This window comes from Pseudonocardia sp. NPDC049154 (genome assembly GCF_040648315.1).
In the GTDB taxonomy this organism is placed as follows: Bacteria; Actinomycetota; Actinomycetes; order Mycobacteriales; family Pseudonocardiaceae; genus Pseudonocardia.
Genome location: NZ_JBEZDN010000067.1, coordinates 18,379 through 43,971, shown reverse-complemented (window position 1 = coordinate 43,971; position 25,593 = coordinate 18,379). Strand labels below are relative to the sequence as shown.

At 73.4% G+C, this 25,593-nt stretch carries 19 protein-coding genes and 3 pseudogenes; 13 read left to right on the top strand and 9 right to left on the bottom strand.

The features are described 5' to 3' along the window. Positions 1-179: 179 nt before the first annotated feature. The 3 genes from AB0B41_RS26890 to AB0B41_RS26880 all read right to left on the bottom strand — a co-directional run bounded on the left by AB0B41_RS26890 (position 180) and on the right by AB0B41_RS26880 (position 5,176). Positions 180-1,736: a DUF4389 domain-containing protein gene (locus AB0B41_RS26890; RefSeq protein WP_358208068.1), complete on the bottom strand. Its 1,557-nt coding sequence runs from the start codon at positions 1,734-1,736 to the stop codon at positions 180-182. A 183-nt stretch (positions 1,737-1,919) separates the two neighbouring features. Next, positions 1,920-4,259, bottom strand: a complete 2,340-nt coding sequence (ppsA, locus tag AB0B41_RS26885) for a phosphoenolpyruvate synthase (RefSeq protein WP_358208066.1) — start codon at positions 4,257-4,259, stop codon at positions 1,920-1,922. Further along, on the bottom strand, positions 4,256-5,176 hold the full coding sequence (locus AB0B41_RS26880) for a universal stress protein (protein WP_358208064.1): 921 nt from the start codon (positions 5,174-5,176) through the stop codon (positions 4,256-4,258). Before AB0B41_RS26880 ends, ppsA begins: the two co-directional genes overlap by 4 nt. A 172-nt stretch (positions 5,177-5,348) precedes the next feature. On the opposite strand from AB0B41_RS26880, the pseudogene AB0B41_RS26875 reads away from it, so the two are divergent. Both AB0B41_RS26875 and AB0B41_RS26870 read left to right on the top strand, forming a co-directional pair. Continuing rightward, positions 5,349-6,101, top strand: a pseudogene (locus tag AB0B41_RS26875) (SPFH domain-containing protein); the annotation flags it as partial. 113 nt (positions 6,102-6,214) lie between these two features. After that, a pseudogene (locus tag AB0B41_RS26870) lies at positions 6,215-6,493 on the top strand (universal stress protein); the annotation flags it as partial. A 306-nt stretch (positions 6,494-6,799) separates the two neighbouring features. Here AB0B41_RS26870 and AB0B41_RS26865 read toward each other — a convergent pair. Then, on the bottom strand, positions 6,800-7,540 hold the full coding sequence (locus AB0B41_RS26865) for an STAS/SEC14 domain-containing protein (protein ID WP_358208062.1): 741 nt from the start codon (positions 7,538-7,540) through the stop codon (positions 6,800-6,802). Between the two features lie 255 nt (positions 7,541-7,795). Between AB0B41_RS26865 and AB0B41_RS26860 the strand changes: the two genes are divergently transcribed. Further along, positions 7,796-10,513 carry a cation-transporting P-type ATPase gene (locus AB0B41_RS26860; protein WP_358208060.1) on the top strand — a complete coding sequence of 906 codons (2,718 nt, stop codon included), beginning with the start codon at positions 7,796-7,798 and terminating at the stop codon, positions 10,511-10,513. Between the two features lie 222 nt (positions 10,514-10,735). Here AB0B41_RS26860 and AB0B41_RS26855 read toward each other — a convergent pair whose 3' ends face one another. After that, positions 10,736-11,272, bottom strand: a complete 537-nt coding sequence (locus tag AB0B41_RS26855) for a flavodoxin (protein ID WP_358208058.1) — start codon at positions 11,270-11,272, stop codon at positions 10,736-10,738. Between the two features lie 315 nt (positions 11,273-11,587). On the opposite strand from AB0B41_RS26855, the gene AB0B41_RS26850 reads away from it, so the two are divergent. Then, entirely contained in the window at positions 11,588-12,145 is a 558-nt protein-coding gene (locus AB0B41_RS26850) for a nitroreductase family deazaflavin-dependent oxidoreductase (protein ID WP_358208056.1), read from the top strand. A 9-nt stretch (positions 12,146-12,154) separates the two neighbouring features. On the opposite strand, the gene AB0B41_RS26845 is transcribed toward AB0B41_RS26850, so the two are convergent. After that, on the bottom strand, positions 12,155-12,964 hold the full coding sequence (locus AB0B41_RS26845; protein ID WP_358208054.1) for a hypothetical protein: 810 nt from the start codon (positions 12,962-12,964) through the stop codon (positions 12,155-12,157). Positions 12,965-13,314: 350 nt separating this feature from the next. Between AB0B41_RS26845 and AB0B41_RS26840 the strand changes: the two genes are divergently transcribed. The 3 genes from AB0B41_RS26840 (at position 13,315) to AB0B41_RS26830 (ending at position 16,712) form a co-directional block, all read left to right on the top strand. Further along, positions 13,315-13,905 carry a hypothetical protein gene (locus AB0B41_RS26840; RefSeq protein ID WP_358208052.1) on the top strand — a complete coding sequence of 197 codons (591 nt, stop codon included), beginning with the start codon at positions 13,315-13,317 and terminating at the stop codon, positions 13,903-13,905. A gap of 919 nt (positions 13,906-14,824) precedes the next feature. Beyond that, positions 14,825-16,168, top strand: coding sequence for an NAD(P)/FAD-dependent oxidoreductase (locus AB0B41_RS26835; protein ID WP_358208050.1), 1,344 nt, complete (start codon positions 14,825-14,827; stop codon positions 16,166-16,168). Positions 16,169-16,361: 193 nt separating this feature from the next. After that, positions 16,362-16,712 carry a hypothetical protein gene (locus tag AB0B41_RS26830; RefSeq protein WP_358208048.1) on the top strand — a complete coding sequence of 117 codons (351 nt, stop codon included), beginning with the start codon at positions 16,362-16,364 and terminating at the stop codon, positions 16,710-16,712. Positions 16,713-17,187: 475 nt separating this feature from the next. On the opposite strand, the gene AB0B41_RS26825 is transcribed toward AB0B41_RS26830, so the two are convergent. From AB0B41_RS26825 to AB0B41_RS26815, 3 genes and pseudogenes are all read right to left on the bottom strand, one after another. After that, positions 17,188-17,685 carry a hypothetical protein gene (locus AB0B41_RS26825; protein WP_358208072.1) on the bottom strand — a complete coding sequence of 166 codons (498 nt, stop codon included), beginning with the start codon at positions 17,683-17,685 and terminating at the stop codon, positions 17,188-17,190. A gap of 101 nt (positions 17,686-17,786) precedes the next feature. Continuing rightward, positions 17,787-18,062 (bottom strand): annotated as a pseudogene (locus AB0B41_RS26820) (PrsW family glutamic-type intramembrane protease); the annotation flags it as partial. Further along, positions 18,008-18,292, bottom strand: a complete 285-nt coding sequence (locus AB0B41_RS26815) for a hypothetical protein (RefSeq protein ID WP_358208046.1) — start codon at positions 18,290-18,292, stop codon at positions 18,008-18,010. The pseudogene AB0B41_RS26820 and the gene AB0B41_RS26815, both read right to left, overlap by 55 nt. A gap of 816 nt (positions 18,293-19,108) precedes the next feature. Here AB0B41_RS26815 and AB0B41_RS26810 point away from each other — a divergent pair. From AB0B41_RS26810 to AB0B41_RS26785, 6 genes are all read left to right on the top strand, one after another. Beyond that, positions 19,109-19,525, top strand: a complete 417-nt coding sequence (locus tag AB0B41_RS26810; protein ID WP_358208044.1) for a hypothetical protein — start codon at positions 19,109-19,111, stop codon at positions 19,523-19,525. Between the two features lie 144 nt (positions 19,526-19,669). Then, positions 19,670-20,026: a hypothetical protein gene (locus AB0B41_RS26805; protein WP_358208042.1), complete on the top strand. Its 357-nt coding sequence runs from the start codon at positions 19,670-19,672 to the stop codon at positions 20,024-20,026. A 16-nt stretch (positions 20,027-20,042) separates the two neighbouring features. Further along, a complete protein-coding gene (locus AB0B41_RS26800) occupies positions 20,043-20,561 on the top strand; it encodes a TetR/AcrR family transcriptional regulator (protein WP_358208040.1) in 519 nt (172 codons plus the stop codon). Next, positions 20,558-20,887 carry a hypothetical protein gene (locus AB0B41_RS26795; RefSeq protein WP_358208038.1) on the top strand — a complete coding sequence of 110 codons (330 nt, stop codon included), beginning with the start codon at positions 20,558-20,560 and terminating at the stop codon, positions 20,885-20,887. The genes AB0B41_RS26800 and AB0B41_RS26795 overlap by 4 nt, the downstream gene beginning before the upstream one ends. Before the next feature lie 158 nt (positions 20,888-21,045). After that, positions 21,046-24,171, top strand: coding sequence for an AAA family ATPase (locus tag AB0B41_RS26790; RefSeq protein ID WP_358208036.1), 3,126 nt, complete (start codon positions 21,046-21,048; stop codon positions 24,169-24,171). Beyond that, positions 24,168-25,541, top strand: a complete 1,374-nt coding sequence (locus AB0B41_RS26785) for an FAD-binding oxidoreductase (protein ID WP_358208034.1) — start codon at positions 24,168-24,170, stop codon at positions 25,539-25,541. The genes AB0B41_RS26790 and AB0B41_RS26785 overlap by 4 nt, the downstream gene beginning before the upstream one ends. Positions 25,542-25,593: the final 52 nt, after the last annotated feature.

Genomic DNA, 25,593 nt, shown 5'->3' with positions numbered 1-25,593 from the left:
CCACGCCCCCCCCCCCCCCCCCCCCAGGCTCTTCCTTTTGCTGTCCGTGGTGTTGTGCGGTGTTATATCCCGAGCCGCCGCGGCCCCGGGGCCCGCCGCGGCCCCGGCCGCGGCGGCCAGCAGCACGAGGAGCAGGACCACCAACCACACGGCTCCGGGCATCCCCCACGCTCCCCACATCATCGGACTGCCTCCTGTTCCCGGCGCGTCCGCGCGCCGGCCACGATGACGACGATCCCGATCACCAACAGGCCGAGGCCGGTCCACAGGGCGACCGCGGAGGTGGCGCCGAGCACGGGCACCTGGGCACCGACTTGGACGTCCGCCCCGACGGGCGCGGTGCCGTCGGCGTTCATCACCACGGCGGTCCAGCTGCCGGGCCCGGGCGTCCACAGTGCCGTCTGGGTGCCCGGACCGGAGGCCGAGGCCACCCAGAAGGTCTGGGCCGCCGGCGGGGTCACGGTCGCAACCCCGGCCAGCTCGTCGACCCGGGTGGCGACCCGCGGGGTGCCCGCCGCGAGCTCACCACGCCACACGCCCTGCGCGACACCGTCGAGGTAGCGGGCGACGTCCGCGGTCGGGCCGATCCCGACGAACACGTCGCCACCGCGGGAGGAGCTCGCCCGCAGGGTGACCTCCCCGACCACGCGCGCGACGGCGTCGGTGTCCGTGCCGGTGTCGATCAGTACGGGCTCGGTGCGCAGGGCTGCTCCGAGGGTGGAGGCGGAGCCGACACCGGAGGCGACGAAGCCGGCCGCATCGCGACCGACCCGGTCGGTGACCAGGCCGGTGAACCCCGTGAGGGTCAGACCCAGGGCGATCGCCGTGACGACGGCGCCCACGACGAGCACCACGGCCCGGCCGGCAGAGGGCGGCGGGACGGGAGTCGTCCGTGCCGGCGCCACCGGCGGCGACGGGGGTGTCTCGGCGCCGACGGGCCGATCCAGGACCGCGGCACCGCCGGAACGGGAGACGGTCGGCGGGACTCCCGGCGTGGCGGCGGGCGGTTCCGCCGCGGGCGCGAGGGCGGCGGGCTCCCCGGGCCCGCCCGCGGGCCCGGGGGGTGGGAGCGGGAGCGGTTCGGCGCCGCCCTGGTCGAGCCGGAACGGGGGGTACGCGTCGGTCATCAGCGCCGCGTAGGCGACCACGCGCAGCACCCACCGGTCGAACCCGAGCGCGAGGTCGAACAACCCGCGGGGGTAGCGGCCGGTGAACAGCAGCGCGACGGCGGCGAACAGCACCAGCACGGTCACCAGGCCGCCGTCGAACCCGATCGCCCCGGTGGTGCCGATGCGCCACACGACGGTGCCGCCGGCACCGATCAGGAAGACCAGCACCAGGTAGTGCGGGAGCGCCAGCAGCCACCACTTCACCAGCACGAGCCCGCGGGACAGCCGCTCGGGGTGGTCGATCTCGAGGCGGGCCGGGTAGTCCGGGCGGTCGGCGAGGGTGAACGGCGGGTAGCGGTCCGTGCCGTTCGCGGCGTAGCCGTAGTAGGCGACCCGCCATCCCCAGCGCAGCACGCCGAGGTTGAACCCGAAGATGCTGCGGGGATAACGGCCCGAGACGAGGATCGCGACGAACGCGACCACGGTCAGAACCCAGAACGCGAGCCCGAGCACGACCAGCACGATCAGGTGCGGCACGAGCAGGAGCCACTTGAGCAGCCAGAGCCAGCGCGACGGCTCGCCCTCGAGCCGCCCGGTGACCCGGACCGGGTACGCGGTGTTCGTCATGGTCGTCATGGTCGTCAGCCTCCGCCGCATGCGGTCGGAGCGGCAGGGACGGCGGGCCCGGTCCCCGTTGCCGGAGGACCCGCCCCGCACGGGCACTCGGCCGGGCCGAAGTCCCGGCCCGCCCGGCGGGCCCGCTCAGTACAGCGGACCGGCGACCGGTTCGATCGGCTCCCTCCACAGTGGTCACGGTCCCGTCCGCCGGGCCGACTCCAGCAGCACCCGTCGCTCCGCCGCGGCGATCGCGGCGCGGGCGGTGTCGACCGCGTCCGGGTTGACCGAGATCGACGTGATCCCGGCGCGCACCAGGAACTCGGCGAAGGCGGGCTTGCGACTCGGCGCCTGCCCGCACAACGACGTCGGCACGCCCAGCATCGTGGCCTGCTCGATGATCGACGAGATCGCCGCGAGCACCGCGGGGTCCGACTCGTCGAAGAGCTCGGCGAGCCGCTCGGAGTCACGGTCCACCCCGAGCACGAGCTGGGTGAGGTCGTTGCTCCCGATGGACACGCCGTCGATGCCCAGCCCGACGTACTCCGGCAGCCAGTGCACCACCGACGGTACCTCGGCGGTCAGCCACCGCCGCAGCCCCCGCTGGCGGCCGAGCGGGCTGCCGTCGACGAGGTCGAGCACCGCCGCCAGCTCCCAGCGGGTCCGCACGAAGGGGATCATCAGGTGCACGTTCGGCCAGCGCTCGCGGACCTCGGCGAGCATGCGCAGCTCCAGCGCGAACAGGTCCGGCTCGCGCAGGTACCGATAGGCGCCCCGGTAGCCGATCATCGGATTCCGCTCGACCGGCTCGTGCTCCTCGCCGCCCTGCAGCCCGCGAAACTCGTTGCTGCGGAGATCGGTGGTGCGGTAGAGCACCGGGCGCGGCGCGAAGGCGGCACCGATGCGGCCGACGGCACCCGCCATGGCGTCGACGAAGCCGGTCTCGTCGCCCGCGGCGAGCACCGCCCGGGGGTGCCGGCCCTTCAGTGCGGAGGTAAGGGCGAGCTCGGCGCGCAGCAGCCCGACACCGTCGACGCCGAGCGCGGCGACGCGTTCCGCGGCCTCCGGCATCGCCAGATTGACGTGCAGCTCGGTGCCGGTCGTGATCCGCACGGGGGCCGGCTCCGGCTCGACGGTCCGGACCTCGGCGGCGGCCACCGGCACGGCCCGTTCCTCGCCGCCCTCCATCACCGTCCCGGAGTCGCCGTCGACGGTGACCAGCTCGCCGTCCGGCAGGTCCACCGAGGCGGTACGCGCACCCACGACGCAGGGGATGCCGAGTTCCCGGGCCACGATGGACGCGTGGCACGTCACCCCGCCCTGGTCGGTGACCACGGCACCGGCGAGGCGAAGGGTCGGCAGCCAGTCAGGGTCGGTCCTCGGGGCGACCAGGACGTCCCCCTTGCGCAGGCGGTCCCCCTCGCGCGGCTCGTGCAGCACGCGGACGGGTCCGTGCGTGCGGCCCGGGGCCGCACCGAGACCCGTGGCCAGCACGGTGCCGGGGGGCGGGCCCGTCGTCTCCGGTTCCTCGGTCGGCTCCTCGGATCCCAGCTTCGTGGTGATCGGTCGGGTCTGCAGCAGCCAGAGCTGTTGCGCCGCCATCGCCCACTCCACGTCCTGCGGACGGCCGAAGTGCTCCTGGACCCGCATGGCGAGCCGCGCGACGGCCTGCGCCTGCGTGTCGGCGAGCACCCGGGCTCCGGCCCGCTCGTCGGTGAGCCGCACGCTCACGCCACGCTTGTCGGCCCCGCGCACGATCTCGTGGGTCTGGTGACCGATCCGCACCGACTGCACGCTCAGGTCCGGGACGGCGATGACGTAGGTGTCGGGTTCGACGGCCCCGCTCACCACGACCTCGCCCAGCCCGAGCGCGGCCTCGACCACGACCCGGTCGCGGCGTCCGGTCATCGGGTCGGCGGTGAAGGCGACGCCGGACCGCTGTGCGTTCACCATCACCTGCACGACGACGGCCACTGCCGGTGGCGTGCTGTCGCCGAACTCGGAGCGGTAGACCAACGCCCTCGGGGACAAGGCCGACGCCCAGCAGTCCGTGATCCGGTCGACGAGCTCGCTCGCCCCGCGGACGTCGGTGAACGTGGAGTGCACGCCGGCGAACGACATCGCGGAGCTGTCCTCGCCCAGTGCCGAGGACCGGACCGCGACGCTCACCGGACCCAGGTCCTCGATCCCCAGGCCCGCATACGCCGTGTTCACCTGCCGGACCAGGTCGGGCGGGAGCCCGGACTTGCGTACCAGGTCCTGCATCTGCTCGCAGAACCCGGCGAGGGTCGCCTGGCGCTGCCGCTCGAAGGCCGCGCGGATCGCCCCGGTGTACAGCATGCCCAGCTCCTCCTGGACGCCCGCGGCAGCCGTCGAATCCCGGTACGCGTCGGCGGTGAGGACGAATCCCTTCGGCACGGGGAAACCGGCCCCGGTCAGCTCGCCCAGGTTCGCGGCCTTGCCGCCGACCTCCCCGGCGTCGCCCGCGGCGACCTCGGACAGGAGCCGGATCCAGCGCGGTTCCAACGGTGTCATCGCCCGACCTCCTCTGCGACGTCGGCGGGCACCGGCTCCGCTCTCGCGGCCGCGGCGTGGATCACCGCGACCGGACACGGCGCGTGCTGCAGCAGGGCCTGCCCGACCGACCCGAGCATCACCCCGCGAAGGCCGTCCCGCCCACGCGATCCGACCACGACCAGGGCCGCGGTGCCCGACTGCGCGATCAACGTCTTCGCGGCGTTCGCCCGCACCAGCACGCGACGCACGTCGACCGCGGGGAATCCCTCCTCCCAGGGCGCGAGGGCCCGGTCGAGCACCTCGCGCTCGTCCGCCGCGATCGCGTCCCAGTCCAGGAGGGGTTCCAGGAAGGGATCGAGCGCGGCCTCCGCCCAGGCCCGGACGGCGACGAGCGGGCCGCCGCGCCGCGCGGCCTCGGCGAACCCGAACCCGAGCGCGGCGTCGCCGAGCGGGGTGCCGTCCACACCGACCACGACGCCCGAGGGCCGGTCGGTGTGGCCGCGCACCACGACAACGGGGCAGGTCGCCTCGGCGGCCAGCGTGATCCCGACGGAGCCGAGGAGCAGACCCGTGAACCCACCGCGGCCGCGGTGTCCCACGACCACCAGCGTCGCGGTCGTCGACTCCTCGACGAGGACCTGGGCCGGCGCCCCACCGATCACCTCGCGGTCGATCTCGAGCTCGGGCGCGACGGCGGCGGCCGCCGCGGCCGCCGTGTTCAGCGGCCCGCGGGCGGCCCGCATGCGGGTCAGGTGCTGCTTGTCCGTCTCCCGGGGCGGGAGCACCAGATCGGTCCGCGGCGGGTGGACGGCGGCGACCAGGCGCAGCCGCACTCCGCGACCCTGCGCCTCTGCCGCCGCCCAACGCACCGCCTGCAGGGCGTGGTCCGAACCGTCGATCCCGACGACGACCGCGCCGCCGACCATGCCCGCCATGCGTCCTCCCCGTGTGTGGGCGATGCTCCACCGTCTGCCCGCGACACCCCGCCGCGCAGCGGCGCTCCGGCCCGTCCCGACGAGGCCGAAGGGCCCGGGCCCGATCGGCGCAGGTAGAAGGCCCGCGCGTGCGAGGTCCGTCGGCACCTGCGCCGGCCGCCCGCGCCGCGTCATGCTCCGCTGCACGTCCACTTTGACCTGGCTCGTCACAGCGGCGGTGCTCGTCGTGCTGCTCGCCGTCCTCAGCATCCGGCTCGTGCAGCAGTACGAGCGCGGTGTCGTCTTCCGCTTCGGCCGGGCCCTCGACGAGGTCCGTCAACCCGGCATGCGCTTCCTCGTCCCGATCGCCGACCGCAGGGTGAAGGTGAGCACGCGAGTGGTGGTCCTGGCCGTGCCGGCACAGGGCGCGATCACGCGGGACAACGTGACCGTCCAGGTCGACGCCGCGGTCTACTTCCGGGTCGTCGACCCCGTCAAGGCGATCGTCAACATCGAGGACTACCGCAACGCCGTCTCGCGGGTCGCCTCGCTGCGCACGGTGATCGGCCGGGCCGACCTCGACACGCTCCTGTCCGACAGACAGCGCATCAGCGCCGAGCTCAAGACGCTGATCGACGCGCCGACCGAGCAGCCGTGGGGTGTGCGCATCGAGCTGGTCGAGCTGCGCGACATCGCACTGCCCGAGCAGATGACCCGGTCGATGTCCCGGCAGGCCGAGGCCGAACGCGAGCGGCGGGCCCGGGTGATCGCCGCGGACGGTGAACGGCAGGCGTCCGAGCAGCTCAGTGTTGCCGCGGCCAGGATGTCGGGCACGCCTGGTGCGCTGCAGCTGCGCCTGCTGCAGACCGTGGCCGACGTCGCCGTCGAGAAGAACAGCACCCTCGTCATGCCCTTCCCCGTCGAGATCCTGCGGTTCTTCGAGGAACGGATGCACGAGCTGCGCGAGGCCGTCCCTGCCAGGCCCCACGAGCACGAACCGGCCCGTCCGGTTCGGCGTCCGCGCCCAGCCCGGCGAGGACATGTGCCGGTGTCCGGCTGGTGCGCGAAGCCCCCTGCGCTCTCGTGGTCGTCCGGGCTGCACCGGGGCGACCGGTACCGGACCGCGCGCGGCCGGTGCTGGTCGCGGTCGACGGGCGCCCCGGCAGCGCGGCCCTTGTCCGCCGTGCGGCCGAGCTCGCCGCCGGACGGGACGCCGCCCTGCACGTGGCGCACGTCTGGGGAGAGAGCACCGGCGACGTCCTCCGCCGGCTCGGACGCCGGCAACGGGTGTCCCATCGGGAGGAGGCCGAGCAGGCCCTGCAGGACATCGCCGCAGCCGTCACGGCAGATCACCCCGGGCTGCGGGTGCGGTGGACCGTCGAGCGGGGCGGCCCGGCCTGGTCCGTGCTGGGCTCTCGGACCAGGCCCAGCTGGTGGTGGTCGGCCGGCACCGCGGCCGGGACGTGGGGACCCTGGCCCGGATGCTGCTCCAGGCCTCGAGCTGCCCGGTCCTGCTGGCCCCGCACCCGCTCACCGCGCCCGTTGCCGACCCCCACGCCGGCGTCGGCGTCATCACCGAGCCACGACGGCGTCGGCTTCGGGCCCGGGCCCCGGAGGCGACCGCCGGGCGGCGGCCGGCGCGGATCACGAGCCGGCGGCCCAGGCCTGCGCCGCCTGGAGGTCCGCGTATCCGAACGCGCGGATCTGCGGATGCAGGACGTGATCGGCGAACGACGTCATGACCTCCGCGGCCGGGACGTCGGTGGCGAGCGCAAGACGCCCGACCTTGCCCTGGTGACCCACCACGAACCGGATGTGCCGTATCAGGCTGCCCAGGCTCGCCCAGCCCGGCACCCGCCGAACGTGCAGCACGACACCGGACAGCTCGCCGTGCTCGCGCATCCACGGGTCGACGGCCGCCGCGAGGCGCTCGAAGTCCTCGATCCGCAGGGCCTCGTTCACCTCGGCGGTGACGACCCCGGTCGACTCGTCGAGGCTGACCTCGATCCTGGCCCCGGCCGGTAGCGCAGCGACCCATGCGGCCGCCGGGCCCCGATCGCTCTTCGGGAACACGCGCATCGGGAACGGGACCACGAATGCCGCCCACTGCGTGGGCGTCCGGATCCACGCGAGGTCGGTGACCACCGCGACTCCGTCGAAGCTCCCGATGGTGCGCAGGCCGAGGCGGACGTCGTCGACGACCGCGGGCGGCGTCAGACCGCTGAAGTCGTCGTCGATCTCGATCAGACAGCGCAGCTGGCCGCCCGCCCGTAACGCCTCGTCGACCATCGGTGTGATGATCTCCTCGTAGTCCTGAGGGGTGAGGCGGCCCCCGACCCGCAGGCCGAGGACGCCGTCGGGCAGGTCGGTCAACTTCTCGATCATGTGGTCCTCCGGGGCACTCGGCGATCCGGTGCGGCGAGAGCTGTGCCCGCCAGGGTCGGCGCCCACCCGGGGCCCGCGGACGAGTCCGAAGACCTCCGCCGCGCCGCCGATGTCCCTCCGGTCGCCGTGACCGAGGCCCGGCCGGCCCAGCCGCACTGCCGACGGCCCGCGGGAACGGGCCGAAGGCCCCTGAGGGCACGGGCTGCGCACGGGTTGCCTGGGAGCGACCACGGGGATCGATCCGGAGCGGAGCCGATGACCAGCACCACGCGGCACACCGCCGCGAGCACCGACGCCGCCGAGGACGCGGACCCCAGGGAGCCGGTCGACGTCCTGCTTCGCGACCTGCGGTCCTCCCGGGCGGGGCTGAGCTCCCCGGAGGCTGCGCGCCGGCTCGACCGCTTCGGCCCGAACGTGCTCGAGCAGCGTCGCGGGCGGGAGTGGCCGCGCGCCTTGCTGCGCCAGTTCACCCACCCCCTCGCCGTGCTGCTGATCGCCGCCGCACTCCTGGCGTTCGTGTCCGGCTCCCGCGAGCTGGGCTGGGCGATCCTCGCCGTGGTCGCGCTCAACGCCGTGTTCGCGTTCGTCCAGGAGACGCAGGCGAGCAAGGCGGTCGAGGCGCTCGGCCGCTACCTGCCACCGCGGTCCCGGGTGCGCCGCGACGGCACCGTCGTCGAGGTCGCTGCGGCCGAACTGGTTCCCGGTGACATCGTGCTGATCGGCGAGGGCGACCGGGTTCCCGCCGACGCCCGCCTGCTGTCGGGCGCGCTGGAGATCGATGCCGCCGCCCTGACCGGGGAGTCGGTCCCGGTGGAGCGCGACGCCGCCGCACGGGACCGGGCCGGCCGCAAGCTCGACTCCCCGGTGCTCGTCTTCAGCGGCACCGCCTGCGTGGCCGGTGCCGCCGAGGCCGTCGTGCACGCGACCGGCCCGCACACCGAGATCGGCCGGATCGCCGCGCTGACCGGCCGCCGCGGGCCCGACGAGAGCCCGCTCGAGCGGCAGGTCCGTCGGGTCGCCTACTTGATCGCGGCGGTCGCGGTCGGGGTCGGGATCGCGTTCCTGCCCCTCGGTGTGCTCGCCGGGCTCAGCTGGACCGAGGCGGCCGTCTTCGCCGTAGGTCTGCTGGTCGCCAACGTCCCCGAGGGCCTGCTCCCGACCATCACCCTGGCCCTCGCCGGCGGAGTCCGCGCCATGGCGCGCCGCGGCGCGCTGGTCAAGCGGCTGTCGGCCGTCGAGACCCTGGGGTCCACCACGGTCATCTGCACCGACAAGACCGGAACCCTGACCGTCGGGCGGATGACGGTGCAGGACGTGCGCGACCCCGCCGGGCGCGCGCTCCCCGCGGCCGGGCGGGAGCTCGCGGTCGCCGTGGCGCGCTGCGCCACCGCCGACGCCGCGGCGGGCACCGGGGACCCGACCGAGCTCGCGCTGCTGGCCATGGCCGCCGAGGCGGGAGCCGACGTCCGCGCCGACACCCGTGACCGGGACCGACGCGCGCTGTTCGCCTTCGACGCGCGCCGGCGAACCATGGCCACCCTGGACGACCTCCGCGGCGATCCGTCGGGCGGCCGCTGGATCCATGTCAAGGGAGCCCCCGAGGTCCTCGTCCCGCGCTGCGCACTCGGGACCGCCCGGACGGCCGCGGTCGAGGCCGCGGTCGACGAGATGGCCGGCCGCGGGCTACGGGTTCTCGCCGTGGCACGCCGCCCGTGGGCCGACGATCTCCCGCCGACGCGCGACGTCGCCGAAGGGCCCGACCTCGAGCTGCTCGGCCTGGTCGGGCTGCTCGACCCCCCGCGCCCGGAGGTGGCCGCCGCGGTCGCCGCCTGCCACTCCGCCGGGATCCGGGTGCACGTGGTGACCGGCGACAACGGCCGCACCGCCGCCGAGATCGCCCGCCGCGTCGGACTGCGCGCCGACCTCGTCGTCGAGGGCGACGCACTCGACGCCATGATCGAGCCCGACCTGCACGAGTTGCTGGCCGGCGAGGAGGAGATCGTGTTCGCCCGGGCCGCTCCCGAGGCCAAGCTCCGCATCGCCGACGCGCTGCGCGCCGACGGCCAGGTCGTCGCGATGACCGGCGACGGCGTGAACGACGCTCCCGCCCTGCACCACGCCGACATCGGGGTGGCGATGGGGCGCGAGGGCACCGAGGTCGCCCGCGAGGCCGCCACGATGATCCTCACCGACGACAACTTCGCCACGGTTGTCGCCGGGGTCGAGGAGGGCCGGCGGGTCTTCGACAACGTGCGCAAGTTCGTGCTCTACATCTTCGCCCACGCCGTGCCGGAGGTCGTGCCGTTCCTGCTGTTCGCGCTGTCCGGCGGGCTGGTCCCGCTGCCGCTGACCGTGCTGCAGATCCTCGCCGTCGACCTGGGCACCGAGACCCTCCCCGCGCTCGCCCTCGGGCGGGAGAAGGCCGAACCCGGGCTCATGGCCCGACCGCCCCAGCATCGCGGCCGCGGGGTGATCGACCGGCGAATGCTGGTGCGCGCGTGGGGGACGATGGGCGTCGTCTCCGCCGCTCTCGGGCTGGCGCTGTTCCTGCTGGTCCTCACTCGCGGCGGCTGGACCCCCGGTGCCGCCACGGGCCCCGGCGCACCGCTGCACCACGCCTACCTGCAGGCCACCACGGCCAGCTTCGCCGCGATCGTCGCCTGCCAGATCGGCACCGCCTTCGCCGCTCGCACCGACCACACCTCGTTGTGGCGCATCGGCATCGGCAGCAACCGCCTGCTGCTCGCCGGCATCGCGTTCGAGGTCGCCTTCGCCGCCGCCGTGATCTACCTGCCGCCACTGCAGTCCGTCTTCGGCACGGCGGCTCTCCCGGGTTGGGCGCTGCTGCTCCTCCTGCCGATGCCCGTGATCGTGTGGGGTGTGGACGAGGCCTACCGGTGGATCGGTCGTCACCGGGCGGAACGCGCCCGGGCTAACGCCCCTCGACCAGCCGCCGGTGCAGCTCGCCGGTGAGCCGCGCGATCTCACGGGTGATCTCGGTGTTCGTGCGCAGCGCGGTCTCCTGCGCTGACGGCCTCGACCGGCTGATCCAGGGCTTCCTATGCTCGCACGCACGAGGCACTGGCATCGAGGTGCCGCAGGTCGGAAGCCGCCACCGGGCTTCAGAGCGTTCGCGATGGTCCCTCGTCGCCGCTCGGCCTCGCGACGCCCCCGACCCGCCACGCGACCCGGGACTCACCGCCTGCCGGCTGCGGCGGCAGCCAGCTCGCCCAGGGTCCGGCCCCAGGTGCGCGCGCGGTCCTCCTCGCCGTCGACCAGCGGCCCCTTGGTGTCGGCGACGAAGAAGTGCTCGGCCGGGGCGAGGATCACCGCCCCGAGCTTGCCGAGGAGCTTCTCCTCCGTGCGTGCCGCGTGGTCCATCTTCACCAGGATCCGGTGTCCCCCGCTGCGCGTATCGAATGCCGCGGCAGCGAGCCCTCTCCGAGGAACCCGGACGGCCTCCAGCCACTCGTGCAGGCCCGTGGCGACGTCGGGAATGACGGCGCCGTGCTGGTTCACCGCCCCCTCCCGGGTGGAGGGCCGCGGCATACCGAACGCGTGGTTGGGCCCGCCGACGACGAGGAGCCGAACGTCGGGGCCGAGCTCTGGCGGGGCCTCGGCAGCGGCGACCGCGTCCGCTCTCAGGAACGCCGACAGCCCGTCGCCGACTGCATGCGCGATCGTGCGGGCGTCGCCGAACACCGACTCGTAGACCACCAGGGCGCGTTCCATACGCTCACCACCTCGCTCACCGGCCTTGTGACGCCTTCGACGATAGGAACCGCCTGGGCCACCCCCCACGGGCGGATGACCTGCAGAGCGGAGACGAAGGACGCGTCGCAGCCGGTCGGTCCGGACGGCGGGAGGAGCCGCACACGGAGGTTGCTCGTGAACTCCCCCAGCGCGGGCGTCGAGTGTCCTCCGGACGCCGGCAGCTCCGCACACCCGAGACGGACAGGACCATCGTCACTGGACGGCCTGCCGATCGCGTCGTTCGCTGCCCCAGCACCATGCACCGCGTCGCGACCCTCCGCGGAGGTGAGGACTGTGAGCCCTTCGGGCACTCCCCGGTCTCCCGGCGGCGGCCGGCACCTGCTCGGGCTGCGCAGGCAGCCCGGCCGACTGGCGATCGCGATCTTCCGCCTGCCACTGAAGGCCTACCAGCACAACGCCGGGCCGGCGGTCGGCCGCACGTTTCTTGCCTTCACCCACGTCGGGCGCAGGACGGGGCGTTCGCACCAGTCGGTCGCCATGGTGTTGCGCCACGACGAGGCCAGCGGCGAGGCGGTGATCTGTGCCGGCTGGGGTCCGCAGACGGACTGGTACCGCAACCTGCGGGCAGAGCCCGCCACCCAGGTTCAGTTGGGCGGACGGACGTTCACCCCGCAGCAGCGGTTCCTCACCGAGGAGGAGGCGATCGACGTCGCTGTGCAGTTCCGCGGTGAGCACCCGCGCCGGATGCGCCTGATCAGCACGGTTCTCGGCTGGGGGAACCTGCGTGACGACGTCCCGTTGCGGGAGTTCGTCCGCACCCACCCGTTCGTCGCCTTCCGGCCCACCGAGCCGCCCGCACCGCGGCAGGCTCCGCCGGGTTCCGAGCGGTGAGCGGCATCTTCACTGAGGGCTCGTCCGACCCGACGGATCCCCGCTCGTGCCCGGCTCCTTCCCGCCTCCGCCGGTTGCGGCCCCGGTGGTCGCGACGTCGACGCCCATCGCCTCCACCAGCTGCTGGGTCCGATTCCGGCACACTCGCCACCGACGCTCGTTGTCGTGCACCAGCTCAGCCGATTCGCAGCACAGGTCGGCCGCCCGCGAGATGACCTCGGCGACGGCGTACACCCGGGCCGGCCCCGTCCGTGAACCGCGCAGATCGGCGCGCAGAGCGGCGGGGTCGAGGTCGACGCGTTCGAGCATGTCGGCGGCGCGAGCCAGCAAGACCCCGATCAGCGACTGCATGTGCGCGGCCAGCCAGTCGTTGCTGATGATCCGGTGTCGCTCGCCCATCACCTCGGCCAGCCCGTCGAACTCCAGCATCGACGCGGCTGTCTCCCAGGAGGACCGCATGGCGTTCCCCAGCCACTCGCCGCCCCCGGTGAAGGCCTCGGCCTGCGAACGGAGTTCGCGGATCATCGCGGTGATCTCGGCCGGGCGCCCCTCGCCCTCCATGAACAGCACACCGTCGAGCGCAGTCGCGGCCTCGCTGTTGAGATCGTCCGCGCCCGCGAACGGATTCGGGCTCCGACGGACGGACGGCACGGCGACGGTCCACCGGTCGGCCAGCGCCGACAGGGTGCGGGCGTGTCGGTGCAGCCGCAACGCGGTCTCCAGCGGAGACGTGCTGTAGAAGCGCTCGTGCTGTTGGTGGAACCGGGCCAGATTCAGTGCCGCTTCCAGCAGCGGGCTCGGCCCCGCCGAGCGGCTCACGGGAGCGCCCCGGTCGGCTGCCGACGGACTGGCGGGGTGATATCCCGCGCACTCGGGATCAGGAACGGGAGACCGGTCATTCCGACCACGGTGGTCCGTGCCTCGGACGCCGAGCAGGGCCCTACGTCCCGACTCGATGCGCGGACGCTCCCCCGCTATCTCGGGCCTTCCGACGTCGTGGTGGTGTTCTACGGACCTCCCTCCCGCTCCCCCTGCGCGAGTGCCCGGGGCGCGCGGCGCGGGCGCGGCAACCGGACGCATTCCGGCCGTTTTCCTGCCGTTCGTCCCTGCCGCGTCCCGGTCCGGGTGGACAGGCTCCCCGGGGTGGCGACACCCGACGGGAGGACGACGTGACCGACACCGTGACGACAAACGAGCAGGAGCCCCTCCCGGTGGCATGCGCCGTTCGCGCGCTGGTCCGGTGCGCCGCGACCACGGCGGTGTTGCTGGCCCGGCGCCGGGTCCACCTGCCCCGTAGCCACCTGGGAACGCGCTTGCGGTTCGCCGACGGCACCTCGGCCCGGGTGTACCGCGAGACGGTCGTCGACCGCCCGGAGCCGCGGTGTCCGAGCGTGCTCGTGGTCGAGTTCCGGCTCCGGGCTGTGCGCGGTCGCCTCGCTCACGCCGCGTTCCGGGTCGAGAGCCTGCTCAACACGCCACTGTTCGTGGGGTTCCCCGGCTACGTCTCGAAGCTGTGGCTGGCCCACGACGAGCACGGCGTCTACCGCGGTCTCTACGAGTGGGACGACCCGGCGCTCGCCCAGGCCTACTCCCGCGCGCTCTGGCGGGTGCTCGCGCTGGTGTGCGTGCGCGGATCGATCCACTACCAGGTGCTACCCGGGCTGAAGCGGGACGAGCTGCTCCGCGATCCCTCGCTGGCGGCTCGCGCCCTGCCGAAGGCCGGCGGACCCCAGTGGTGGCGCCTGGTCTCGGTTGCGTGACTCCACGACCGGACGTCCCCGCGGTCGGCGCCGGGCCGACGGGGCTGGCGCCGGCCCTACAGGCGCACGCACACGGCGCGCACGTCCGGTGGTGGAGCGCCGCCCGTCGTCCTTCCGGCCGTCCCGCGCACTCATCGTGCACCCGCACCTGGGGGTGCTCCGACCGCTCGGGGTCGTCCGGCAGGCTCTCCCGCAAGCGGGTCTGTGTGGCCGGCGCGAGCTCGGCGTCGACCAGGCGCTCATGGGCGAGCGCGTCGACAGCGAGTACTCCGCCGGCGTTGGTCACGACCGCGACCCGCGGGCCGAGGACGGATGGGCACCAGGACAAGGCGGCGAGGAGCGACGGCCGAGCATCTCGTGGACCGCAGGACCAGCGGACCTGCTCTTGCTTTCGCCGGCCCAGCTGAAGATCGAGCGCAGCAGCTTGCGGCGTTCTGTCATATGAGGCGTTCCCGGCTCGCGAGGGATGCTCGACCCCGGTACTGCGCAGAGGCTTGAGGTGAAGGCTCATGCGGTGGTCGTCTCCATACACCACCTCCACGGCAGCCCGCAGGCGAGCTACCGGTTCGCCTCCCCGAAGGGGTTAGCCCCACCGGAATTGGCGGGAACGCCCCTGCGCCGGTAGGGCAAACGGGATCGGCCGCCAGGCGCACGGCCAGCATCCTTCTCTCGTCAGCCTCCGACGACCGGCAGCTCCCGAAGGGCCGGAACCGGGTCGAGTGCGACAAGCAGACCGCGAACAACGGCGTTCATCGTCGTCCATCCAGGCCTGCTCACCGCTGAGCGACAGGGCTGTCCGGCTCAACGGACTCAGAGCCGCCTTACCGAACGAAGGCAAGAAAAGCAGTAGGTCGCCCGGGCGTCGCCGCCGCTGACCGGTGGCCACGTCGGCGGCCGCCGCCAGGGAGGGGACACGAAGATGCACAACTCGGCTCTCGGGGGCCCGGAGAAGAGCCGCCGCCCCAAGGTCGTCGTGGTGGGCGGCGGGTTCGGCGGGGTCCGGGTCGCGAAGGCGCTCGCCCGCGCGGAGGTCGACGTGACGCTCGTCGACCGCGCCAACCATCATCTGTTCCAGCCGCTGCTCTACCAGGTCGCGACCGGGACCCTGCCTCCCGGCCTCATCGCGCCGGCGCTGCGCCGGGTGGTGCGGAAGGAGCGCAACACCCGCACGGTGCTCGCCGAGGTCCACGACATCGACCTCGAGCGCAAGGTGGTCCGAGCAGCCACCCCGACCGAGGGGATCCTCGAGCTGCCTTACGACTACCTCGTCGTCGCCGGCGGGGCCACGCACGCCTACTTCGGGCATCCGCAGTGGTCGCAGTTCGCGCCGGGCATGAAGACCATCGACGACGCACGCATGCTGCGCAGCCACATTCTGGGTGCCTACGAGCTGGCCGAGCTCGCCACCGACGACGCGGAGCGCGAGGCCCACCTGACGTTCGTCGTGGTCGGGGCCGGCCCGACCGGCGTCGAGATCACCGGCCAGCTGGCCGAACTCGCCCGGCACGTGCTCCCCGAGGACTACCGCTCGATCGACACCCGGCAGGCGCGGATCATCCTGCTGGACGCGGGCCCCTCGGTGCTCTCCCCGTTCGCGCCGAAGCTGCAGGCCTACACCCGGCGCCGGCTCGAGGAAATGGGCGTCGAGGTCCGCCTGAACACCGCCGCCACGGACATGGACCACGAGTCCATCACGGTGAAGGGGGAGACGGGGCAGGACCGGATCGTCGCCCGCACCAAGATCTGGGCGGCCGGGGTGCAGGCCTCGCCACTGGCCGCGATGCTCGCCGAGGCCACCGGCACCCCGACCGACCGCGCAGGCCGGTTGGCCGTGGGCCCGGACTGCAGCCTCCCCGGCGCGGAGGGCGTCTACGCGATCGGCGACATGGTCACCACGCCCGACCGGTTGCCCGGCGTCGCGCAGGTGGCGATGCAGCAGGGCACCTACGTGGGCAAGCTGATCGCAGACCGGGTGCAGGGCGACACACGCACGCCGTCCCCCTTCCGCTACGTCGACAAGGGCAGCATGGCCACGATCGGCGCCCGCCAGGCGGTGGCCGACGTGCGCGGCGTCACGATCACCGGATACCTCGCCTACCTGCTCTGGTGCTCCGTGCACGTGATGTTCCTGGTCGGCTGGGGCAACCGGCTGGGCACGCTCTACGACTGGGTCCGCTCGCTGCGCCACGCCCGCAACCGGGGCCACCGGCTGATCAACCTGACCGGTGCCAAGGCGATCGAGATGGCGCCGCAAGCAGCCTGACATCCCCGCACCCCGGCTTCTCCTGGCTCAGGCCTGTCCGAGGCAGGAACCGGCTCGTGCTGAGCTTGCGGGTCTGGCTCGGATCCAGGACGTGTCCTCGCCGAGCAGACGCCCGCGAACGGGAACACGCAGCGAGGACGACGCCACAGGAGCGGCCCTGCACGCAGGCCCCCGGTACGCCACCATCACGAGCATGCCGAAATACCGGGTCAACGACGCCGCGGTCGATCACGCACACCATCTCATCGACGCCCGTCGTTACGTCCTGCGTAGCCGCTGGGGCGACGTCCAACCCACCGCTGCCGACGGAACCCGCTATCTCAAGACCCACACGTGGGACGACTACGGCTCCTGGCACCTCGGCCTCACCGACGGCGCCGCCGACGACACCAAGCGCCGCTATGCCTTCGTCTTCGGTGACTACACACGCATACACCGTATGGGCATCATCAGCTGCCACTACCGCGCCGCCGAGTGGGGCCACAAGGAGATCGAGCTCGCAGCCCACGAGCTGCTGCAGTACCTCGACGACTCCCGTCGGTAGCGGCAAGGCTCAGCCCGACAGCGGTCCGGAACTCCGGCATGGTCGATGGTCGCCCTGGCTTCCGCTGTGGCGCGCTCGGGTTGTCGCCGAGCATCCGGCCAGCTCCACCCGCCCGAGCCGTTGCTCGCCCGGCTCACCAGCTTGAAGCCCCCCGACCTCTTCGGGGTGCAGGTCGAGACGGACCGCACGAACCGCACCGAATGCCGCCAGCGGCCCTGCTCAAAGGCGGATCGACCATGAACTCGACCACCACGTTGGCGCCACTTGCACGCAGACGACCCCGTCTGGGGCGCTGCCCGAACCGGGCCGACGGGATCACCCACCCACCGGATGAGCCACGCGCTCGGGCTCGCCCTGCCGGACTGGGTCGCCGCTGTCGCACTCGCCCTTGGTCTGCTCGCCTGGACGGCGACCGCCACCGGCCTCGTCGGCGTCGCGGTCCGGTCCCTGCTCCGCCGGACCCGCTCGGTACGCCTCAGGCCGAGGCGAAGCGGGCGAGCTCCTCCCGGGCGTGGATCACCCGAGAGGTCTCCTCACCGCCCGCGTGGGCGAGCTCGTCGGCGAGCTCGTGGGCGGCGGCGAGGCGGTGGTGGCGGCGGCGCCGTTCGTACCCGTGGGCGGCGCGGCGGTAGGCGCGGCGGGCCTTCGCGTCGTCGGAGAGGGTGGCCAGCTCCTCCTCGGTCAGCACACCGGCCGACACCTCCGGCGCCAGCACCGCGCGGACGAACCCGCGCTCGCGCGGCACCGCGAGCCGGAAGGCGGTGACGACGGTGGCCACCGCCAGCACGGCCACGACGATCCAGTAGCCGAACACGAGCGGAGTGGACCCGCCGAGCAGCGTGGTCCCGATCCCGATCGCCGAGTCCCACAGCCCGTGCAGCAGCATCGCGGCGAGCATGAACGCCAGGCCCCGCAGCCTCCGCCGTGGCTCGGCGGGGGTGCCGAGGAACCAGAGCAGGCCGGCGCCGAACACCGCGCTGGTAGAGGATGTGGCCGACGAAGCCGGTGGGCCAGCCGCAGCTCGATCGTGCCCAGTGCGTTGCCGATCTGGTCGGCCCCGAACTGCTGCGCCGCCGACCCGAGCGCGTACTGGACGTCTTCGACGACGAGGAACCCGAGGCCGCTGAAGGCGCCGAGGACGAACCCGTCGAACGCGGTGCGCACCACCCGCCGGCCCAGGACCAGCAGCAGCAGGACCCCGGCGCCCTTGGCGAGCTCCTCGACGATCGGAGCGACGATCCCGGCGCCCCACAGCTGCGCCCACTCCGGGGAGATCCCCAGGCCGAGCAGGTCGATCAGCGGGGTGTTGCCGTTGGACGCGATCGCCCCCGCCGCCCCGAACGCCCCCACACGACGGCGAGGACGATCGCCGGGCCCGGCACGCCGGCGTAACGGTCGATGTGCACGGTGAACCACCAGAACAGCGCCCCGTACAGGCCGAACAGCACGCCCGCCGCGACCAGCGCGGGGCCGTACCAGCCGGACTGGCCGGTGAAGTACGTGCCGTAGATCAGCGCGCCGAGGCCCACGATCAGCAGGTACACCCAGTAGGCCAGGTTGCGGGGCTGCCACAGCGGCACCCGGTTCCCCCAGCCCGAGGCCTCCAACGCGGCGGCGCGGTCGACGAGCAGGTCGGCCGCGGTGTCGCGCGCGGGTGCCGATAGCGGCGCCGAACACGATGCTGGTCTCGCGCAGCGCCCCGACAGCTGCGGTTGCGCCGCTGGTCTGGACGACCAGCACGAGACCGTAGGCCGCCAGCGACACCACCCCTCCGCCCAGGCCCGCGACCAGCACCGACCGCGGCTGGGCGACCAGGGCGCGCCGCCTGCGCACCAACGCGATCAACGGCAGCACCGGACCCTGCAGCAGGAACATCCACCGCGTAGACCAGGACAGGGGTGGTGCCGACCGCTGTGGCGTCGACGACGGTGAAGCCTGCGCCGGCGACCTGTTCGCGATCTACACGAAGTGCTTCGTCGACGTGTGGGCGCTGTCGAAGCCGGCGTCGTGGTGACCTGATCGTCGCGTGACCCGACGTGACTACCTGAACGACCCGCAGGCTCCGAAGCCGAACAGCATCGTCATCGCGGCGAGCGCCTCAAAGGGAGAGGGATGACGCCCCGGGGGCCGGCTCAAGTGCCGAAATCTGAACGCCAAGCACTCGAATCCGTACAGCACGATATTCGGTGTGACGGCCGGGAATTCCTGGGGCAGCGGGTCTCCAATCCTCCATCGGACCCGCGACGGCGCGACCGTCCTTGTGGACCCCATCGTCGTGGGCCCTCCCGGACGGCCGCGCTGTTCAACGGGACGCTGCTACCAGCGACAACTGCTGCGGTTGGCGGTGGTCGGCCGCGGTACGCCGCAGGCCCCGGGCCGGGAGGAAGGAGGCGTCGATGAGCCAGCAGCCCCGTCGTAACGAGCGGCGCTTCTACCTCTACCCGCAGCGCCGGGTCGTGGCGGTCCTCGACGACGACGCAGATGTCCAGGCCGCAGTCGACGGCCTCAGACAGACGGGGCTGGACGTGACGAAGGTGAACGTGCTCAGCGGGCCGGAGGGGGCGCGCCTGTTGGACCCCGCCGGCACCAAGCATGGCCCGGGCGCTCGGTTCGTGCGGTTCCTCCAGCGGGGGGTGTTCGAGGGCGAGGCGCTCCACGTCCATGAACGCGCGCTGAACGCCGGACACCACGTGATCTACGTCCCGGTGCGCGGCGACGGGCAGCAGGCACAGGTTGTGAAGATCCTGCGTTCGGCGAACGGGTACGCCCTCCTGCACTTCCGCCGGTGGAGCGTCGAGATGTTGCCTCCGTAGCTCCTGCCCGGCGCGCCTGCCGTCGGGCTGCGCGCGTGACGAGAGCGCCCGGAGGGGTCGCGGCCCCGCAGGCGGCGAGGGTGGGGCGCGGGCCGCCCGCTTCCGGCCGGTGCAGCGGTCGACTGCGCTCTACCATCCTGCGGCATGGCCGACAACGAAGACGGCTTGGGCCGGACCCCTGGTCTGCCCTTGACCGATGAGCAGCGCAACGAGCTGGTCGCCCGACAGGCGCGCCTCAACAAGGCGCTCGCTGAGGTCGAGGCGGCGCAGAACGAGAGGGACGCCTTTTTCAGCGATCTGGACGACGAGGGTGTCGACCCGACCGAGATGGCGAGGGCGCTCGGGGTGCACCTGCTGACCGTCACTCACGCGCTGGCCAACCTCCGCAAAACCCAGGCGGCGCAGCGGCTCGCTGCGGACGCGCCTCGCGCCGCGGCGCAGGCGGCCCTCGACCGGGCGCAAGAGCACGTCGATCAGGCCTGGAAGAACCCGCCCGGATAGACTCGGCCGGTCCGGGATGCACGGGCTGACGCACCGCGCGGTGGATGCCGCCGCCGGCCTGGCGGGCGGGTCCACCTCGAACCACTTCCGCACCCGTGATGCCCTGCTCAACGCGGTGGTGGAGCAGTTCGCCGACCGGGAACGGGCGAACTGGGAAGACCTCGCGACGAGGACGTACCCCGTCACGGCCCAGGAGTTCGCCCGCGCCCTGGCCGTGTTCGCGCAGGAGGCGACCGGGCCGCAGCGCACGCTGACCCTGGCCCGGTACGCGATCCTGGTCGAGGCCGGGATCCATCCGTCGCTGCGGGCCCAGCTGCTGGCCACCGGTGCCCGCGTCAACACCTGGTTCATGAACTGGCTGCGCATCGCCGGCTCCACCGCCCCCGAACGCGACGCGCCGATCACCATGAACCACTGGACCGGGATCGTCCTGCACGAACTGGCCGTTCCCGACCCGGCGTTCGACCCGTACCCGCAGATCGAGGCGCTCGTGGCCGGTGTGCTCCGTCCACGCTCCACGGAGGTGCCGACATGACCGACGACCAGCCGGGTCGCCCGGCCGTCATGGACCCCATCCCCCTCGGCCGCCGCCACGACATGCCAGCACGTGCCGCGGCCACTGCCGCCAGCCGGGCGCTGTCCATGCGATGGCCGCCCGCGCACCCCGCGACCCGTGCGGTGGCCGGGTTTCGCCTGACCGCCATCGACACTGTCTGGTCGGCCGGCGAAGGCCCGCAGGTCCACGGCCCCATCGCCGCGCTCCTGCTGGTCTGCTGCGGGCGCGTCGTCGCCCTGCCCCAGCTGACCGGCCCCGGCTCGGCCGCTCTTGCCGCCCGATTCTCAGCACCCGCGCCGATCTAGATCGACGCCCTGCGGCACCCCCGCCCCGATCGCCCCGCCGGAAGCCCAGGACCCGTGACCGGCCCAGTGTCCGCGTAGTGGGGGCCGAACGGGCCTGTGCTCGGTCCGGGCCGAGCAGTCCACTCTCGATGGGGCGGCTTACCACGGGAGGGGAGAGCGTGGACACGACGATCGTCCGGGGACGCCCCGGGGACGCGGCCGTGGTGATCCGGTTCCTCGGCGAGGTCGGCGCGAGCGTGCGCGGAGAGGGCGCCCCCGCGCTCATGACCCCCCGCATGCAGCGGCTGGTGGCCCGGGTGGCGCTCGCCCACGGCTCCGGTGTGCCCCGGGACCGCCTCGCCGCTGAGCTGTGGCCCGACTCGAGCGCGCCCCAGGCACGGACGAACCTCCGCAAGCTCCTCCACGACCTCCGCGGCGCGACCTCCGGCCTGCCGGCGCTCGTCGACACCCGGGACGGGGCGGTCCGATGGTGCGCCGGACCGTCGGCCTGGATCGATGTGGCCGCGTTCGGCGACGCCCTGGCCCGCGGTGATCTTGCCGGGGCGGCGGAGAGCTACGGAGGCGATCTCCTGCCGGGGCTCGACGACGACTGGGTGATCGAGGAGCGCGAGCGGCTGCGCCGCCGTGCTGTCGAGGCGCTCGCCCGCCTGGCGGCCACGGCCGAGGCCGGAGGGCGCGACGACGACGTCCTCAGGCACACCCGGCGTCTGCTGCGGCTCGACCCCCTCCACGAGTCGGCCAGCAGGCTGTTGATGCGGGCCCACGCCCGGCAGGGCGAGCGGAGCGAGGCGCTGCGGACCTACGAGCGGCTTCGGGACGGCCTGCGGCGGGAGCTGGATGTCCGGCCCGAACCTGCGACCGTCGCCCTGGTCGAAGAGCTGCGGTCGCCGTCCCCCGGGCCCGCCTTCGTCGGGCGGCGGGCCGAGTGGCAGGCGGCGCGCACCGCGTGGGAGCAGGCCGCGCACGGCCGTGCCCGGCTGCTCTGCGTGACGGGCGAGGCGGGCATCGGGAAGTCCCGCCTCGTCGAGGAACTGGCCCGGCACGCGGCCGCCGACGGCCACGCCGTGGCCTACGGGCGTGCGTACGAGGCCGGGGGCCGGCCGCCGTGGGGTCCGGTGATCGACTGGCTGCGCTCCGGGCCCGTGTCGACATGCCTGCACACCCTCGACGACGCCTGCCTGGTCGAGCTCGCCCGCCTGCTGCCCGAACTCCGCGCCGAGCGCCCCGACCTCCAGGACGTTCCGTCGTCCGCCGAGGTGGGCGGGCGCCGCCATCTCCTCGACGCCGTCGTCCGCGGTCTCCTGGCCGTGCACCGTCCGCTGCTGCTCGTCGTCGACGACCTGCAGTGGTGCGACGCCGACACCCTCGACCTGTGCGGCTACCTGGTCCAGAGGGCTCCGTCGGCTCCGGTACTCGTCACCGGCACGCTCCGGGACGACGAGGTGGGCGACGCGCACCCCGTCACGACGCTGCGCGGCCGTCTCGCCCGGGCCGGCGCCCTGACGGTGATCCCCCTCGGACCGCTCGACGAGCAGTCGACCGCGGAGATGGCCACCCTCGTCGGGCAACGGGAGATGCCCACCGAGGCGGCGGCGCGGCTGCACGAGGAGACCGAGGGCAACCCGCTCTTCATCAGCGAGGCCGTGCGCGCCGGGTTCGGGACGCGCCCAGCTGGGCCGATCATGATGACGCCCACCGTTCGTGCCGTGATCAGCGCCCGGCTCGACCGCCTCACGCCGGAGGCCCGGAGGCTGGCGGAGGTGGCGGCGACCATCGGTCGCGAGTTCACGGTGCCCACGCTCGCCGCGGCGGCCGGCCGCAGCGAGGACGACCTGACCGACGATCTCGACGAGCTGTGGCGACGGCACATCGTCCGTGCCCGGGGCACCGTCTACGACTTCAGCCACGACCGGCTACGCGACGTGACGCTGGACTCGATCAGCCCGGCCCGCCGGCGCAAGCTGCACCGCTGGGTCGCCGAGGCCATCGAGACGCAGCACGCCGCGGATCTCGGCCCGGTCGGCGCGCGCCTCGCGCTCCACTTCGCCGGCGCGGGTCTGGGATCCCGCGCCGTCGAGGCCTACGAACACGCAGCGCGGCACGCCTATCGGGTGTTCGCCCTCGACTCCTGCATCGCGCTGCTCCGGCGGGCACTGCGGCTGCTGGACGACGTGCCGCGAAGTGCGGCCCGCGACGAGACCGAGTTGCGGCTGCTCACCGCGATGGGCGCGCCGATGGTCGCGCGGCTGGGGTACGGGGCGGCGGAGGTCCGGCCCTGCCAGGAGCGCGCGCTCACGCTGCACCGCAGGCTGGGCCGGCGTCCCGATGCGTCGCTGCTGCGCGGGCTCGCGCTCCACGCCGTGGCCCGCTGCCGGTTCGACCGGGCCGAGGAGAACGGCCACGCGCTGATCGCCGCGGAGCGGTTCGATCGCACCGCCCGCGTCGAGGGCGAGTACGTCCTCGGCGTGACGAGTTTCTGGCGCGGTGAGTTCGCCGCGGCCGAGCGTCACCTCGGCGAGGCGATCGCCCGGTACCGCCGCGAGGACGCCTCGGAGCACATCGCGCGCTACGCGCAGGATCCCCTGGGTGTGTGCCTGTCCCGGCTCGCACTCACCCAGCTCTTCCGCGGCCACCCGGCGCGGGCCGACCGGTCGATGCGGGAGGCGCTGCGGGTGACGACCGAACTCGAGCACCCGATGACCACCGGCTACGTCCGTGCCTTCGAGGCGGTCCTGGCCGCCCTCGAGCCCGTCGGCCACGACCTGCGCGCGGCGGTGGCGGCCCTGGACAGCGTGACCTCGACGATGCACATCGGCTACTTCGCCGTGGTCGCCGAGTTGTTGATCGGCTGGTCCGACCTCCTCGACGGCGACCACCGCGGCCTCGCCGCGCTCCGCAGGGCGACCGACCGCATGCGCGGTGACCAGCCGCTGCACCTGACGTTCGGGCTCAGCCTGCTGGCCCGCGGCCACCACCTGTGCGCCGACCCGGCCGCCGGCCGGGCGATCGTGGCGGAGGCACTCGCCCTGACCGGCAGCACCGGTCAGCGCTACCTGTCGGCCGAGTTGCTGCGCATCGACGCGGAGCTGCTCGCGTCCTCCGATGACCGGAGCGGCGCGGTCGACGTGGCCGGGCGAGCCGTCCGGACGGCGGTCGAGATGAAGTCGCCGTGGCTGCGCGACCGCGCGCTCGCCACGCTGTCGGCCCTGCCGGGTGATCGGGAACGCTCCCGGAACGCCCGTCCGGGACAGTCGCCCGCGCCACCAGCGAGGGAGGGGACATGACCACGATCGCCGAACTGCGCGAGCAGGTACGCGGCCCCGTCGTCGAGCCGGGGGACGACGGCTACGACGAGCTCCGCGCGGTCCACAACGGCATGCACGACCGCCGGCCCGCACTCATCGTGCGGGCGTCCGCGGCCGCGGACGCCGTTGCCGCCGTGAACTACGCGCGCGAGGCCGGCGTCGACCTCGCGGTCCGCGGCGGCGGCCACAGCGGCCCCGGGTTCGGCACCTGCGACGGCGGGGTCGTCCTCGACCTCGGGTTGATCAACAACGTGTTCGTCGACCGGACCAGGAAGACCGCCCGGGTGGGCGGCGGCGCCACCTGGGGCGACTTCAACCACGCGACCCACGCCTACGGCCTCGCCACCACGGGCGGGATCATCTCGACCACGGGGGTCGGCGGGCTGACGCTGGGTGGCGGGATCGGCTATCTCGCGCGCGGCTGCGGCCTGTCGTGCGACAACCTGGTGAGCGCGGAGGTCGTCACCGCCGACGGCCGACTGCTCACCGCGAGCGAGTACGAGAACGAGGACCTGCTCTGGGCGCTGCGCGGCGGCAGCGGGAACTTCGGGGTCGTCACCTCCTTCGAATTCACCCTGCACGACGTCGAGACGATCTACGGCGGTCCGATGCTCTACGAGGTGGCGGACGCGCCGGCGATCATGCGGGTGTACGACGAGTACATCCGGGAGGCTCCCGAGCAGCTCGGCGCGTTCTTCGGCTGGCAGATCGCCCCGCCGCTGCCGTTCATCCCGGAGGAGCGACACGGGGACCTGTTCTGCGTCATGGTCACCTGTTGGAGCGGGCGACCGGAGCAGGGTGAGCAGGCGATCAAGCCGTTCCGCGACGTCGCCGAGGTCAAGGCCGAGCTCGTCGGGCCGATGCCGTACCCGGCGCTCAACTCGGCGTTCGACGGGCTGTTCCCGAAGGGCATCCGGCAGTACTGGAAGGCCAACTACGTGCAGGACCTGCCCGACGACGCCATCGCCGCCCATGTCGAGCAGGGCCGACGCGTACCGACCGTCTCCTCGACGATGCACCTCTACCCGCTCAACGGTGCGGTCTCCCGGGTGGGTCCGGAGGAGACGGCGTTCGGCCACCGCGACGCCCGGTACGCGATGGTCATCCTGGCCGCCTGGCCCGATCCCGCCGACGACGAGGCCAACAGCCGCTGGCCGCGCGAGTACTACGACGCGGTCCAGCCCTATTCGGGCACAGAGGGTGGTTACGTCAACTTCATGTCCGCCGACGATGCCGCACGCGCGCCGGAGAACTACGGGCGCACCTACGACCGGCTGCGCGCGATCAAGGCCACGTACGACCCGGAGAACCTGTTCCACCTCAACCAGAACATCCCTCCGGCGGGCTGACCGTCACCGCACCGAGGACCGTTCGCGACGGCACTGTTCCGTATCGGTGGGC

Excerpts from the sequence above, each read along its gene's own strand:
- AB0B41_RS26865 (WP_358208062.1), bottom strand. The coding sequence starts at position 7,540 with ATGATCGAGAAGTTGACCGACCTGCCCGACGGCGTCCTCGGCCTGCGG.
- ppsA (WP_358208066.1), bottom strand. The coding sequence starts at position 4,259 with ATGACACCGTTGGAACCGCGCTGGATCCGGCTCCTGTCCGAGGTCGCC.
- AB0B41_RS26810 (WP_358208044.1), top strand. The coding sequence starts at position 19,109 with ATGAGCCAGCAGCCCCGTCGTAACGAGCGGCGCTTCTACCTCTACCCG.
- AB0B41_RS26855 (WP_358208058.1), bottom strand. The coding sequence starts at position 11,272 with ATGGAACGCGCCCTGGTGGTCTACGAGTCGGTGTTCGGCGACGCCCGC.
- AB0B41_RS26805 (WP_358208042.1), top strand. The coding sequence starts at position 19,670 with ATGGCCGACAACGAAGACGGCTTGGGCCGGACCCCTGGTCTGCCCTTG.
- AB0B41_RS26890 (WP_358208068.1), bottom strand. The coding sequence starts at position 1,736 with ATGACGAACACCGCGTACCCGGTCCGGGTCACCGGGCGGCTCGAGGGC.
- AB0B41_RS26785 (WP_358208034.1), top strand. The coding sequence starts at position 24,168 with ATGACCACGATCGCCGAACTGCGCGAGCAGGTACGCGGCCCCGTCGTC.
- AB0B41_RS26880 (WP_358208064.1), bottom strand. The coding sequence starts at position 5,176 with ATGGCGGGCATGGTCGGCGGCGCGGTCGTCGTCGGGATCGACGGTTCG.
- AB0B41_RS26860 (WP_358208060.1), top strand. The coding sequence starts at position 7,796 with ATGACCAGCACCACGCGGCACACCGCCGCGAGCACCGACGCCGCCGAG.
- AB0B41_RS26800 (WP_358208040.1), top strand. The coding sequence starts at position 20,043 with ATGCACGGGCTGACGCACCGCGCGGTGGATGCCGCCGCCGGCCTGGCG.
- AB0B41_RS26835 (WP_358208050.1), top strand. The coding sequence starts at position 14,825 with ATGCACAACTCGGCTCTCGGGGGCCCGGAGAAGAGCCGCCGCCCCAAG.
- AB0B41_RS26830 (WP_358208048.1), top strand. The coding sequence starts at position 16,362 with ATGCCGAAATACCGGGTCAACGACGCCGCGGTCGATCACGCACACCAT.
- AB0B41_RS26795 (WP_358208038.1), top strand. The coding sequence starts at position 20,558 with ATGACCGACGACCAGCCGGGTCGCCCGGCCGTCATGGACCCCATCCCC.